The sequence below is a fragment of the Burkholderia pseudomultivorans genome, from assembly GCF_902499075.1.
In the GTDB taxonomy this organism is placed as follows: Bacteria; Pseudomonadota; Gammaproteobacteria; order Burkholderiales; family Burkholderiaceae; genus Burkholderia; species Burkholderia pseudomultivorans.
The window spans coordinates 1-13,426 of the sequence record NZ_CABVPP010000014.1; the positions used below are offsets into that span (position 1 = coordinate 1).

The following is a 13,426-nucleotide window of genomic DNA, read 5'->3' on the forward strand; positions in this document are numbered from 1 at the left end:
CGGCCGTCGCGGGCCGCGTCGGCGAGGCGATGCAGGGTGGACGCGCGCGTGAGCGGCACGTCGCCGTACAGCACGAGTGTCGGTTGCGCGGGATCGAGCAGCGGCAGCGCCTGGCGTACCGCATGGCCGGTGCCGAGCTGTTCGGCCTGCACCGCGAACTGCACGTCGGGTGCGGCGACCGCGGCCTGGACCTGCTCGGCGCCATGCCCGACGACGACGACGAGCCGGGACGGCTGCAGCGTGCGCGCGGTCGCGATGACGTGGGAGAGGAGCGGCCTGCCGGCCAGCGGATGAAGCACTTTCGGCAGCGCGGAACGCATGCGCTTGCCGGTGCCTGCCGCCAAAATCACGATATTCATGGCGCCAGCTTGTTAGGTGATGTCATAGGGGTTTGCACCGAAGGCTTTTTTCTAGAGAACTCTTTTGCCTCGAAGCTGCTGTCTGAGAACAGATGACGCTGTGTCCCTCAATGGCGCCGATGCTTCCTCACCACCATCCACCGCGGCGCGCGGAACCGCACGATGCTGATATACAGCCACACATAGGTCAGCGCGAACAGCACGACGAACACGAACAGATGCACCGTGTGCCGCCAGAACAGCGTCGCGGGAATCACCGCGACGAGGCACAGCAGCCACAGATACGGCGAAGTCAGCGAGTTGCGCCGCGTCAGGTCGTGCGCATGCTGCGTGCCGACGGCCCAGCGCATCAGCCGCTTGTACACGAGCATGTGCAGGTGCACGCCGTCGGGAATCCCCGGCGAGATCCCGCGGATGAACTTCTTCCGGTAGATCGAGAAACACGTCTCGAAGATCGGGTACATGAACAGCAGCACCGGATACCACGCGGACACCTCGTGATTGCGCATCACCAGCAGAATCGCGAGTTCGGCGAGCATGAACCCGATGAAATACGCGCCGCCATCGCCGAGGAAAATCAATCCGGCCGGGAAGTTCCACAGGAAAAACCCCAGCACGGCGCCCATCATGATGATCGACGCGGACATCACGACCGGATCGTTCACGTGAAATGCGACATACGCGAGCGACGCGAACATCATGAAGCTGACCATCGACGCGAGGCCGTTGAAGCCGTCGATGATGTTGATCGCGTTCGCGAGCGCGGCAACCGCGAGCACCGTGACGAACGCCGAAATGGCGACGTAATGGAGCAGGAAGTCGAGCGGCGGCACGCTGATGCGCGTGACGCGGATATCGATCAGCCAGAACGCGAACGCCGCAGCGCCCATCGTGCACAGCAGCCGCGCGCGCGGCGATACGCGTTTGGTCAGGTCCTCGACGAGCCCCGACAGGAACGCCGGCATCCCGCAGGCGACGATCCCGAGAATGCTGCCGGCGATCGTCGGATAGCGCCGGGACAGGATCAGCGCGGCGATGACGACCCCGGCGAGGATCCCGATGCCCCCGACACGCGGCACGGGCCGCACGTGGAATTTCTGCACGCCGGCCAGATCGCTGTCGATCGAGAATTTCTCGTGCAAATGCGCGTAGCGCACGATGAACAGCGTGACGAGCAGGGAGACGATAAAGCCGGACGCGAAGCTGAGCATGGGATCGCTCGAAAAATGGACAGCGGATTATACAAAACCGCGCGGGTTCCCCTCCTGCCATCGCCAGTGGTCGGCGCACATTTCTTCGATGCCGAGCGTCGCGCGCCAGCCGATGATGTCGGCGGCGGCCTGCGGGTTCGCGTAGCACTCGGCGATGTCGCCCGGGCGTCGCGCGACGAGCTCGTACGGCACGGGACGGCCCGACGCCTTCTCGAACGCGCGCACGACTTCGAGCACGCTATAGCCCTGCCCGGTGCCGAGGTTCACGACGAAGCTCGCATCGCGCTTCACGAGCGCGTCGAGCGCGGCGATGTGCCCCTTCGCGAGATCGACGACGTGGATATAGTCGCGCACGCCGGTGCCGTCCGGTGTCGGGTAGTCGGAGCCGAACACGCGCAGCTTCTCCAGCTTGCCGACGGCGACCTGCGCGACGTACGGCATCAGGTTGTTCGGAATGCCGGCCGGATCCTCGCCGATCAGCCCGCTCGCATGCGCGCCGACCGGATTGAAGTAGCGCAGCGTCGCGATCCGCCACGACGGGTCCGACACCTCGAGATCGCGCAGGATCTGCTCGGCGATCAGCTTCGACTGGCCGTACGGGTTCGTCGCGGACAGCGGGAACGATTCGTCGATCGGCGAGCGCTCGGGCACGCCGTACACGGTGGCCGAAGAACTGAACACGAACTGCCGGACCTTGCGCTCGCGCATCACCTTCAGCACCGCGAGCAGCCCGCCGATGTTGTTCTGGTAATACTCGAGCGGCTTCGCGACCGATTCGCCGACGGCCTTCAGCGCCGCGAAATGGATCGTGCCGGTGATCGGATGCGCGTCGAAAACCTTCGCGAGCGCGGCTTCGTCGCACACGTCCACCTGGTGGAACGCGGGCGTCTTGCCGGTGATCCGCTCGATGCGACGCACGGATTCGGCCTTGCTGTTGACGAGATTGTCGACGATCACGACATCGTAACCGTTGTCGAGCAGCTCGACGGCCGTGTGCGAGCCGATGTAGCCCGCGCCGCCGGTAACGAGGATGGTGCCTTTAGCGGTCATTGCAGATGCGCTCCTTCAGAGTGTGATGCCTGTCAACGAGTGGATGGTACGCCGGTAGCGTTCGACGACCTGCTGCTCGTCGAATTCCGCGGCGACCTTCTGCCGGCCGCGCGCACCCATCGCGTCGCGTCCGGCCGTGCCGAGTTCGATCATGCGGATCAGTTGCTCCGCGAGGCTCGCGCTGTCGCGCGCGCGGCACAGGAAGCCCGTCTCGCCGTCGGCGACGACGTCGCGGCAGCCCGGCACGTCGGTCGCGACGATCGGGCGTCCCATCGCGGACGCCTCCATCAGCGTGCGCGGCACGCCTTCGCGGTACGACGGCAGCACGACGCAGTCGGCCGCCGCGATATGCGGGCGCACGTCGTGCGCCTCGCCGAGATACTCGACGACACCTTCGGCCACCCATGCATCGACGTCCGCGCGGCCGATCGCGCTCGGATTGTCGACGCCGAGCGGCCCGAGCAGCTGGAAGCGCGCGTGCGGATGACGCGCGCGCACGCTGCGCGCCGCCTCGACGTATTCGCGCACGCCCTTGTCCCACAGCAGGCGGCCGATCAGGATGAACACCGGCGCGTCGCCGGCCGGCAGCGGCACGGGCGCGAACTGTTCGAGATCGACGCCTTCGCCGTGCAGCAGCTGCGCGCGCTCGGGGTGGGCGAGCAGCTTCTCGTCGGTGAAGGTCGCGAGGTCGTCGCGGTTCAGGAACCAGACTTCACGCGGGAAGCGGAATGCGAACCGGTACAGGCGCTTCGCGACGCTTGCCGCGCGGCTTTTCTGGATGAACACGTAGCCGAGCCCGGTCGTGACCGCGATCGACGGCACGCGCGCGAGCCACGCGGCGACCGAGCCGTAGATGTTTGGCTTGATCGTGTAATGGAACACGAGATCGGGCTTCAGCGCGCGGTAATGGCGAAACAGCGCGGCGAGCGTGCCGAGATCCTCGCGCGGGCTCGTGCCTTTCGACGCGACCGCGAGCGCCACGTAGCGGCAGCCCATCTGCTCGAGCAGCGGCACGGTGCGGTCGTGCGGCGCGATCACGATCACCTCGGCGCCGCGCGCGACGAGCGCACGGATCAACCCGTGGCGATACGTGTAGATCGCCCAGGCCGTGTTGCAGACGAGCGCGATGCGCAGCGAAGGGGTGGCGGTCATGAAAAAAAGAAAAAATAAAGCGGTCGAAAATGCCGAAAACGCGTCAGGCCGACGGCCGCGCGGCAAACAGCGTCTGCTTGATCCGCTGCAACGTACGGTACGGCGTCACGAAATGCAGCAGGTTCTTGGCGAGGCCGGCCCAGTCGTACGGGTTCAGCGCGTTGAAATGGCGCAGCAGCAGCGCCAGCGTCGACACGAGCTGGCGGCGGCGCTTCGTCGCGCTGATCCCGCCCTCGTTGAGCTCGTAATAGAGGCCGAGCTCGGGCAGGTTCGCGCAATCGTAGCGTTGCATTAACCGTAAAAAAAGATCGAGATCCTCGGCCGCGCGGTATTTCGCGCGATAGTTGCCGACCTCGCGCACGGCGTCGATGCGCAGCATCACCGACGGATGCACGAGCGGAGAGCGCAGGAAGCGCGTGCGGCGCAGCGTGCGCGGATCGGCGGGCGGCATCAGCATGAAGCGCGGCTCGCCGGCGCGCGACACGACCTGCGTCCACATGCCGACGCAGGCCACACGCGGATGCGCGTCGAGATACGCGCGCTGCTTCGCGAGGCGCTGCGGCGCGGCGAGATCGCCCGCGTCGATGCGGGCCGCGTAGCGGAAGCCGCGCGCGGCGAGCGCGTCGATGCCGGCTTCGAGCGCGCGCTCGATGCCGCCGTTCTGCGGCATGCGCAGCACGTCGATCGACAGGCCCGGCAGATCGGGCGCGACGATCGGCGGCGTGCTGCCGTCGTCGACGATCAGCACGTGCACGCGCGCGTCCTCGCGAAACGACGCGAGGGTCCGCACGACGTCGTCGTGCCCGTTGTAGGCCGGCATCAGCACGGCCACGTCGTCGAGCGGGGGCGCGGAATCGGGAGGCGTCATGGGCGCAGCTTGAAACGAATGTAATAAAAATTGACGGCGGCGGCGGCCAGATAGCCGGCCGCCAGCCCGACGAGCGCGCCGTACAGGCCGAGCCGCGGAATCGCGAGCAGGTTGACGAGGGCGGCGATCGCGAGCGCGAGCACCCATTTCGACAGCAACACGAATTTTGCTTGATATTTGAGCACGATAAGATTGCCTATCGCCTCGATGCTGGCCGGCACGGACAGCCAGACGGCCCAGCGGAAGATGTCGACCGACGCTTCGTAGCCGGGCCCGAACACCTTGCCGACGATCAGCGGCGCGGCGGCGTCGAGCACGAGCGCGCCGGCCGTCATCAGGCCGGCCGTCATCGCGATCAGCCGGACGATGTTGCGGCGCAGCCGCGCGACGTCCTGCACGCGATACACGAACGCCGGCGCGATGGTCTGCGCGAGCATCAGCGCGAGCGTGATCCAGTTCTCGTTGAGCTGCTGCGCGGCCGAGTAGCGGCCGAGATCGGCAAACGACACGTGACGCTCGAGCATCAGGCGGTCGAGCTTCAGGAACAGGTACATGCAGATCAGGCCGAGCCAGAACACGGTGCCGGCCGTCGCGAAATGCTTGAACAGCGGTGTGTCGAACGTCCAGCCGAGCCGGCCGCCGTTACGATGCCGGTAGTACAGCAGCAGCGCGAAGCCGATCGCGGCGGCCTCGAGCGCCCACAGCCACGCGAAGCGCGCGGGGCCCGCGGCGGCGCGCACCAGCAGCCAGACGAGCAGCGCCTTCGCGAGCGCGGCGAGCATGCTGGTCACGAGCTGCGGCTTGCTGTAGGTCATGCTCTGCAGCCACGCGTTGATCACGCCGACGAACGGCTCGCGGAACACCATCGTGACCGCGAGGCCCGCGAGCATCGCGCCGACCAGCGGATCGAACGCGCCGGCGGCGATCGCGATCCAGGTCGCGACGAGCGCGGCGGCCGACACGGCGATGCGCAGCGCGAACGCGCTGCCGAGCACCGCGCCGAGCTGGCCGGGCGGGCGCTGGACGATGGTCGGAACCAGGATTTCGGCGCCGCACACCCAGGTGAGCGGCGCCAGCACGAGGAGCAGCGTATTCGCATACTGCCATTTGCCGAACACATCCGGCCCGAAATAACGGGCCAGCAGGCCGCTGATCGCGATCGCGACGCCGATCTGCGTGAGCCGTTCGAGCCCCAGCCAGACGAGGTTCGCGACGGCTTTCGCGACGTCCGGGTTGGCGAAGCGCTTCAGCATGCGGGGCCGCCGCACGCGCGCGAAGCGGCTGGCAGGACGCCCGGAGGCAGCGGTTTGGCGGCGGCGGGACGGCTAGGCATTAAAATGGGCGGAATACGCGTCATCAAAACCCGCGATTATAAGTGGGATCGGGATCGCTCCAGCGATCTCCGGTCCTTGTTCCGCAGGGCTTGCCGCGCGATGCGCGGCGCCGGCGAGAGGCGGCCAGAATCATTTTCCATGCACGAACCGAGAGAGAATCGATGATCTCCCAATCCATCTTCAAGGCATATGACATTCGCGGCGTGGTCGGCAAGACGCTCGACGCCGACACGGCGCGCAGCATCGGCCGGGCGTTCGGCAGCGAAGTGCGCGCGCAGGGCGGCGATGCGGTCGTCGTCGGGCGCGACGGTCGCCTGTCCGGGCCGGAACTCGTCGGCGCGCTCGCCGACGGGCTGCGTGCGGCGGGCGTCGACGTCGTCGACGTCGGCATGGTGCCCACGCCGGTCGGCTATTTCGCGGCGAGCGTGCCGCTCGCGCTGAAAGGCGGCGAGCGCCGCATCGATTCGTGCATCGTCGTCACCGGCAGCCACAACCCGCCCGACTACAACGGTTTCAAGATGGTGCTGCGCGGTGCGGCGATCTACGGCGAGCAGATCCAGGCGCTGTACCGCCGCATCGTCGACGAGCGCTTCGAGAGCGGCAGCGGCACGTACGAAGAGCACGACGTGGCCGACGCGTACATCGACCGCATCGTCGGCGACATCAAGCTCGCGCGCCCGCTGAAGCTCGTGGTCGATTCCGGCAACGGCGTCGCGGGCCCGCTCGCGACGCGCCTGTTCAAGGCGCTCGGCTGCACGCTGGTCGAACGCTTCACCGACATCGACGGCACGTTCCCGAACCATCACCCCGATCCCGCGCACCCGGAAAACCTGCAGGACGTGATCCAGGCGCTGAAGGATACCGACGCCGAGCTCGGCTTCGCGTTCGACGGCGACGGCGACCGTCTCGGCGTCGTCACGAAGGACGGCCAGATCATCTATCCGGACCGCCAGCTGATGCTGTTCGCCGAGGAAGTGCTGTCGCGCAACCCCGGCGCGCAGATCATCTACGACGTGAAGTGCACGCGCCACCTTGCGCAATGGGTGAAGGCGAAGGGCGGCGAGCCGCTGATGTGGAAGACCGGCCACTCGCTGGTGAAGGCGAAGCTGCGCGAGACGGGCGCGCCGCTGGCGGGCGAGATGAGCGGCCACGTGTTCTTCAAGGATCGCTGGTACGGTTTCGACGATGGCCTCTACACGGGCGCACGCCTGCTCGAGATCCTCGCGAAGACGGCCGACCCGAGCGCGGTGCTGAACGCGCTGCCGGACGCGATGAGCACGCCGGAACTGCAGTTGAAGCTCGAAGAAGGCGAGAACTTCCGCCTGATCGACAAGCTGCAGCAGGAAGCGAAGTTCGACGGCGCGGACGAAGTCGTGACGATCGACGGTCTGCGCGTCGAGTATCCGGACGGCTTCGGCCTGGCGCGTTCGTCGAACACGACGCCGGTCGTCGTGCTGCGCTTCGAGGCGGAGACGCAGGAAGGGCTCAAGCGCATCCAGGACGACTTCCGCCGCGTGCTGACGGCCGCGAAGCCGGACGTGAAGCTGCCGTTCTGAGTCCGGGCGGCCTTGGGCCGCCGCTGGCGCGACGACACGGACCGTCGTCGCGCCAATCCCGAAAAAGCGGCGCATGCGCGAGCGTGCGGCCGCTTTTTGTCAATTCGCGCGGCCGGGCGCGATAAAATCCCCCCTTTATGCCTGTCGCCGGCTGCCAGCCGGCGTTTTTTCAGCGTGCAAAAGATCCTGATCGTGCGCGTGTCGTCGCTGGGCGACGTCGTGCACAACATGCCGGTGATCGCCGATATCCGGCGCCGCCATCCCGATGCGCAGATCGACTGGCTCGTCGAGGAAGGTTTCGTCGACCTCGTGAAGCTCGTCGACGGCGTGCGCAACGTGCTGCCGTTCTCGCTGCGCCGCTGGCGCAAGAAGCCATTCGCGGCTGCGACCTGGCGCGAGATCCGGGCGTTCCGCAAGCAACTCGCGGCCGAGCACTACGACCTCGTGATCGACTGCCAGGGCCTCATCAAGACGGCCTGGGTCGCGAGCTGGGCGCGCGGCCCGCTCGTCGGTCTCGGCAACCGTACCGACGGCGCGGGCTACGAGTGGCCGGTGCGCTTCTTCTATCGCAAGCGCGTGCCGATTGCGCCGCGCACGCACGTGGTCGAGCGTTCGCGGCAACTCGTCGCGGCCGCGCTCGGCGATCCCGAGCCGACGCCGGCCGATCCGGTCGATTTCGGTCTCGACACGCGCGACGCGTCGCGCGCGATCGCGGCGGTCGGGCTGAACCTGCCGGTGCCGTACGTGGTGTTCGTCCATGCGACGTCGCGCGCCGACAAGCAGTGGCCGGACGCCGCATGGATCGAGCTCGGCCAGGCGCTGGTGCGGCGCGGCGCGTCGCTCGTGCTGCCGTGGGGCAACGACGCGGAGCGCGCGACCAGCGAGCGGCTCGCGAAGGAATTCGGCGCGGCCGCGATCGTGCCGCCGAAACTGTCGCTGCCGGCCGTGGTCGGCCTGATCGACGGCGCGGCGGCGACGGTCGGGGTTGACACAGGTCTGGTTCACATCGCGGCCGCGCTGAAGCGTCCGACGGTCGAACTGTACAATTTCGCGACGGCCTGGCGGACCGGCGGCTACTGGTCGCCGAACGTCGTCAATCTCGGCACGGCGGGGCAGCCCCCGTCGATCGCGCAGGTGAAGTCGGCGCTCGCGGGCTTCGGTCTCCTGTAATGCCTGTCAGACACGCGAACCGATCATGAGCGAATCCCAGATCATCGAAGTCCCGTCCGCCGACTGGAGCGGACACAACCTGTCGGCGCCGCGCGAGCAGTTGCTGGCCGCGGTCGAGGAGGGCAAGGTGCTGTATTTCCCGCACCTGCGCTTCGCGATCGAAGGCGGCGAGGAAGCGCTGCTCGATCCGGCGCTCGCCGATCCGAAACGCAAGAACATCAGCCTCGCGCCGAACGGCGGCGCGCTGGCCGGCGTGCTCGGCGACGGCGTCACGCAATCGGCGGTGCGCGCGCTGGTCGCGCGCTTCCAGCAACAGGCCGGCACGCTGGTCGACGGGCTGTTTCCCGAATACCGCGGCAAGCTGCGCGTCGCGCCGACGAGCCTGCGGCTGATGCAGGTCGAGACGCGCCAGACGTCGTGGCGCAAGGACGACAGCCGGCTGCACGTCGACGCGTTTCCGTCGCGGCCGAATTACGGCGAGCGGATCCTGCGCGTGTTCGCCAACGTGAACCCGGCCGGCGCGCCGCGCGTATGGCGCGTCGGCGAACCGTTCGAGGACGTCGCGAAGCGTTTCCTGCCGAAGATCCGCCCGCAGCTGCCCGGCTCCGCGTGGCTGCTGAACCTGCTGCACGTGACGAAGTCGCCCCGCAGCGCATACGACCATCTGATGCTGAACCTGCACGACAGCATGAAGGCCGATCTCGACTACCAGAAAACCAGCCCGCAGCAGACGATGCCGTTTCCGCCGGGCAGCGTGTGGATATGTTTCTCCGACCAGACTTCGCACGCTGTGATGTCCGGCCAGTTCATGCTCGAGCAGACGTTCTTCCTGCCGGTCGACGCGATGGTGCGCCGCGAATGCGCGCCGCTCGGCATTCTCGAGCGCCTGACCGGCAGGGCGCTGGTTTGAGCGCGCCGCGTTTCCCGCACCTCGACCGGACGGGTGCATGCTGAGGGCGATCTATCGCGCGCTATGGTGGCTCGTCGCGCCGCTCGCCGTCGTGCGGCTCTATTTGCGTTCGCGCAAGGAGCGCGGCTATCGCGAGCATATCGGCGAACGTTTCGGCCATGTCGCGGGCCGCTCGCCCGACGATCGCGCGCCGCTGATCTGGGTGCATGCGGTATCGGTCGGCGAGACGCGCGCCGCGCAGCCGCTGATCGACGCGCTGATGCGCGCGCGGCCCGACGCACGGATCCTGCTCACGCACATGACGCCGAGCGGCCGCGCGACCGGCGAGCAGATCTTCGGCGACCGCGTGCTGCGCTGTTACCTGCCGTACGACATGCCGGGCGCCGTGCGGCGCTTTCTGCGCGCATGGCGGCCGACGCTCGGCCTCGTGATGGAAACCGAGGTGTGGCCGACGCTGATCGACGAGTGCCGGCGCGCGGACGTGCCGCTCGTGCTGACCAATGCGCGGATGTCGGCGCGCTCGTCGCGGCGGGCCGCGAAGTTCGGCGCGGCGGCGCATGAAGTGTTCGGCGGCTTCTCGCGCGTGCTCGCGCAGAGTCCGGCCGACGCGGAACGGCTGACGTCGCTCGGCGCGCGCAACGTGACGGTGCTCGGCAACCTGAAATTCGACATGACGACGCCGCCGGAACTCGCGGCACGCGGCCACGCGTGGCGCGCCGCGATCGGCACGCGGCCGGTGTGGGTCGCGGCGAGCACGCGCGAGAACGAGGAGGCGCTGGTGCTGCAGGCGTTCGCGGCGATGCGCACGCCCGGCGCGCTGCTGGTGCTGGTGCCGCGTCATCCGCAGCGCTTTGCCGAGGTCGAGGCGCTGGCCGCGCGCGAAGGGTTCAAGTGCGTGCGGCGCTCCGTATGGGCGGCCGACGCGGCCGCGCTTGCGGCCGGCCGGCCGGCTGCCGCCGAACCGCTGCCGGACGACGTGACGGTGCTGCTCGGCGACTCGATGGGCGAACTCGGCGCGTACTACGCGGCGTCCGATGTCGCGTTCATCGGCGGCAGCCTGCTGCCGCTCGGCGGGCAGAACCTGATCGAGGCATGCGCGGTCGGCGTGCCGGTCGTGATCGGGCCGCACGTGTTCAACTTCACGCAGGCGACCGCCGACGCGGTCGCGGCCGGCGCGGCGCTGCAGGTCGCGGATCCGCTCGATCTCGCGCACGTGCTCGACGCGCTGTTCGCCGACAACGCACGACGCATCGCGATGGGCGCGGCCGGCGCGGCATTTGCGTCGCGTCACCGCGGTGCGACCGCGCGTACGGTCGAGGTGCTGGCGGCGTTGCTGCCGCCGGTCGAGCGGGACGCAGGCTCGATGCAGGACGATCGAGGCAAGTAACTGTAGAGACTGGCATTCGAGCGCGTTGCGCTCGGCGCCGATAGATAGCGCGATTTCGACAAGCGAGCGGGAAAGGGCGGTTGTTCTCGTGCTATTTATCGAGCTGCTTGTTTCCGCGATAGTGTTGCCACATCCGCGCGATTGCTATGTAGGCGAGCACTGCCGCGATCAGTTCGAGCGTTATCCATACGCCGATGTACAACGCCTCGGGATTGCGGACACCGAGCCAATCCGAAGCGCGCCACCATGCACGCGCTTCGGATGGCGTCCATTCACGGTATGGTCCGACATAACGAAATGAGAGATAAAACAATCCGGCAAATAGCGCGGTCTTGAATAATCTTCCGACAAGAGAGATTATTTTCGAGCGAAATTGCGCGACATGGATTTTTTCCTTCGGAAGTATTTCCATAGCTTCGTGATGGTCATATACGCGAGCGTTGTTGCAAGTAGATCAAGAGCCAGCATGACGGGGATATGGACATCGTCCGCTTCGCGCACGCCAAAGCGTTGCGCAATGCTCAACCACCTAAGCGCTTCACTTTCCGGCATCGCTCCGTTGCGACCAATGCAGCGCACGGATAGAAGAAATAAGCCGGCAAATAGCAAAACCTTCAAGAGCGCGCGGGTAAGGGAGATCATCTTCGGCCGCCATTTCTCAACTTGGATTTTTTTGTTGCGATAGTGTCGCCACATTCGGATGATCGCTATGTAGGCGAGCACTGCCGCGACCGTTTCGATAGTTACCCACACCATGAAATAAAAATCTTCGGGATCGCGAATGCCTAGCGCCTGCGATGTGTACAGCCATGCGCGCGTCTGGCTTTCGGTCCATTCATAGGGGTATGGGCGAACATACCGAATCGATAGGGTAAACAAGCCTAAAAACAGAGCCACCTTGGATAGCCTGCGGACAAGTGTTGCCATATGTGACGGCCTCGAGCAAGACATTCTCCAATCCACCGAGAAGCGCTGCTATACATGGTGATTTCAATTGCTAGGTCTGCGAATTCGGTCGTTCGCGGTCACTATTTTTCGACCCGATTTTTCGGCGATAGTGTCGCCACACCCGCATGATCGCCATGTAGGCGAGCATTGTCGCGATCAGTTCGATCGTGACCCATACAGCGAAATACAAGTCGTCAGGGTCGGGAATGCCGAGCCATTCTGAAGCACGCCACCATGCGCGCGCTTCGGCGGGCGTCCACTCATTGGATAGCGGAAGATAGCGAACTGAAATAAGAAATAGTCCGATAAATAGCAAACCCTTCAGCAGCCTACGGGCAAATGTCGCCATGCGTGATGACCTCAATTGCTCCGTACGCATCTAGCCCCGAATGCCTGGCTGGGAGCAGTGTGGTATGCAGCAGGGCTGAACGAATTCTCAGGAAATCGACTCGGCTCGGTAGGGTAATGCAGCCAAGCGATACGCCTTCACCACCTGCCGGATGCAACCGGAATTGACCGCGCTGAACGCCATTAATCCACGTTTCATCATCGATCATCCCATCGTCTCTATACAGTGCAAACCATTCACTGTGATCGGTCGCATTTCCCCGTAAGGTGTTCCATTGATCTTTTATCCACGCATATGCTTGGGAGCGCACGCCGCCAGTAGGACGTGGGACGATCCAGTATTTACCGGCAGGAATCGGGCCGTTATCGGGTACTGCCGTACAGCCCCCGCGATTCCGATAGATGCCGTTGCCCGAGAACGCCTCGAACGTCCCCAAACCATCAATGGTAAGCGGCGACAAAAACTCGTTATTCACCAGAAATCTACCGGTATAAGCCATTGACTGCCTCCGCTTATCCGACGTCATTCCACGAATCGGTGTATTTGACGTTGCCGTCGAGATAATGCCAGGTGATGCGTTCATACATCATCGAGACGGCTTCGAGATGATTGAGCGCGGACACCTGTGACAATCTGGTATTCGCCATACCGGGATTGATGCCGCAGACTTTGACACCTTCGAGCAGCATCACGAAATACGCTTCTTCTTTTCCCGCATCGTTGATGCGATACCACTTGATCTCGGCCGACTGCAGCGTCTGCCCTGTCGCCACGGCTTTGTAGAGATACGGCGTCGCCGCGTCGAATTCCTTTTCGAACGCAACCGGTGAATGTGTACGCTTGCCGGTGATCTTGCCGTTGGCACCGTCAACCGGCAGATTTACACCGTGGCCGAAGCTGATGATTTCAATGCTGCCTTCGCGGTCCTGGACGGTTGACGAGCCTCTGATGGCGGCGCCGCCGTCATCCTTGAGCCACATGTGTGCGGGGATCGGCATTTCGAGATCCTTACCAAAAGCAAAAGTAAGGAAATGATGCTAGCCGAGCTCAACCGGGTTCACAATGTCGCTGGGGATCCCTTTTGGCGGCGCACGCGCCTTTGCGTGCGCAAAGGCTACGCAGTCCCGTTTTG

15 protein-coding genes are annotated in these 13,426 nt (G+C 65.5%); 4 read left to right on the forward strand and 11 right to left on the reverse strand.

Translation table 11 applies throughout. The features are described from left to right. The 6 genes from BST28156_RS12160 to BST28156_RS12185 form a co-directional block, all read right to left on the reverse strand. Positions 1 to 359: NTP transferase domain-containing protein (locus BST28156_RS12160; RefSeq protein ID WP_174902282.1), on the reverse strand; the 359-nt coding region annotated here is incomplete at its 3' end. 107 nt (positions 360 to 466) lie between these two features. Continuing rightward, positions 467 to 1,570 carry an MraY family glycosyltransferase gene (locus tag BST28156_RS12165; RefSeq protein ID WP_174902283.1) on the reverse strand — a complete coding sequence of 368 codons (1,104 nt, stop codon included), beginning with the start codon at positions 1,568 to 1,570 and terminating at the stop codon, positions 467 to 469. A 27-nt stretch (positions 1,571 to 1,597) separates the two neighbouring features. Then, on the reverse strand, positions 1,598 to 2,620 hold the full coding sequence (gene galE / locus BST28156_RS12170; RefSeq protein ID WP_174902284.1) for a UDP-glucose 4-epimerase GalE: 1,023 nt from the start codon (positions 2,618 to 2,620) through the stop codon (positions 1,598 to 1,600). 15 nt (positions 2,621 to 2,635) lie between these two features. After that, positions 2,636 to 3,772, reverse strand: a complete 1,137-nt coding sequence (locus BST28156_RS12175; RefSeq protein WP_060242390.1) for a glycosyltransferase family 4 protein — start codon at positions 3,770 to 3,772, stop codon at positions 2,636 to 2,638. A gap of 43 nt (positions 3,773 to 3,815) precedes the next feature. Next, complete coding sequence (locus BST28156_RS12180; RefSeq protein WP_174902285.1) at positions 3,816 to 4,640, reverse strand: glycosyltransferase; 825 nt, start codon at positions 4,638 to 4,640, stop codon at positions 3,816 to 3,818. Beyond that, the gene (locus BST28156_RS12185) at positions 4,637 to 5,893 is read right to left on the reverse strand and encodes a lipopolysaccharide biosynthesis protein (RefSeq protein ID WP_174902286.1); all 1,257 of its coding nucleotides are present in this window, start codon (positions 5,891 to 5,893) and stop codon (positions 4,637 to 4,639) included. The genes BST28156_RS12180 and BST28156_RS12185 overlap by 4 nt, the downstream gene beginning before the upstream one ends. Positions 5,894 to 6,135: 242 nt before the next feature. On the opposite strand from BST28156_RS12185, the gene BST28156_RS12190 reads away from it, so the two are divergent. From BST28156_RS12190 to waaA, 4 genes are all read left to right on the forward strand, one after another. Continuing rightward, the gene (locus tag BST28156_RS12190; RefSeq protein WP_174902287.1) at positions 6,136 to 7,530 is read left to right on the forward strand and encodes a phosphomannomutase/phosphoglucomutase; all 1,395 of its coding nucleotides are present in this window, start codon (positions 6,136 to 6,138) and stop codon (positions 7,528 to 7,530) included. A gap of 174 nt (positions 7,531 to 7,704) precedes the next feature. Beyond that, positions 7,705 to 8,700 (forward strand): lipopolysaccharide heptosyltransferase I, encoded by a 996-nt coding sequence (waaC, locus tag BST28156_RS12195; protein WP_174902288.1) that lies wholly within the window; start codon positions 7,705 to 7,707, stop codon positions 8,698 to 8,700. Between the two features lie 25 nt (positions 8,701 to 8,725). Beyond that, positions 8,726 to 9,610, forward strand: coding sequence for a Kdo hydroxylase KdoO (gene kdoO / locus BST28156_RS12200; RefSeq protein ID WP_009691394.1), 885 nt, complete (start codon positions 8,726 to 8,728; stop codon positions 9,608 to 9,610). Positions 9,611 to 9,647: 37 nt separating this feature from the next. After that, positions 9,648 to 10,997, forward strand: a complete 1,350-nt coding sequence (waaA, locus tag BST28156_RS12205) for a lipid IV(A) 3-deoxy-D-manno-octulosonic acid transferase (RefSeq protein ID WP_174902289.1) — start codon at positions 9,648 to 9,650, stop codon at positions 10,995 to 10,997. A gap of 91 nt (positions 10,998 to 11,088) precedes the next feature. Here the strand turns inward: waaA and BST28156_RS12210 are convergent, their stop codons facing one another. The 5 genes from BST28156_RS12210 to BST28156_RS12235 form a co-directional block, all read right to left on the reverse strand. Continuing rightward, entirely contained in the window at positions 11,089 to 11,409 is a 321-nt protein-coding gene (locus tag BST28156_RS12210) for a hypothetical protein (RefSeq protein ID WP_367651226.1), read from the reverse strand. Further along, entirely contained in the window at positions 11,355 to 11,924 is a 570-nt protein-coding gene (locus BST28156_RS35070; RefSeq protein ID WP_367651227.1) for a hypothetical protein, read from the reverse strand. The genes BST28156_RS12210 and BST28156_RS35070 overlap by 55 nt, the downstream gene beginning before the upstream one ends. A gap of 70 nt (positions 11,925 to 11,994) precedes the next feature. Next, entirely contained in the window at positions 11,995 to 12,294 is a 300-nt protein-coding gene (locus tag BST28156_RS12225; RefSeq protein ID WP_174902290.1) for a hypothetical protein, read from the reverse strand. Continuing rightward, complete coding sequence (locus BST28156_RS12230; protein WP_174902291.1) at positions 12,275 to 12,793, reverse strand: DUF2778 domain-containing protein; 519 nt, start codon at positions 12,791 to 12,793, stop codon at positions 12,275 to 12,277. Before BST28156_RS12230 ends, BST28156_RS12225 begins: the two co-directional genes overlap by 20 nt. 13 nt (positions 12,794 to 12,806) lie before the next feature. Continuing rightward, positions 12,807 to 13,292, reverse strand: coding sequence for an Hcp family type VI secretion system effector (locus tag BST28156_RS12235; RefSeq protein WP_009689819.1), 486 nt, complete (start codon positions 13,290 to 13,292; stop codon positions 12,807 to 12,809). Between the last annotated feature and the right edge of the window lie 134 nt (positions 13,293 to 13,426).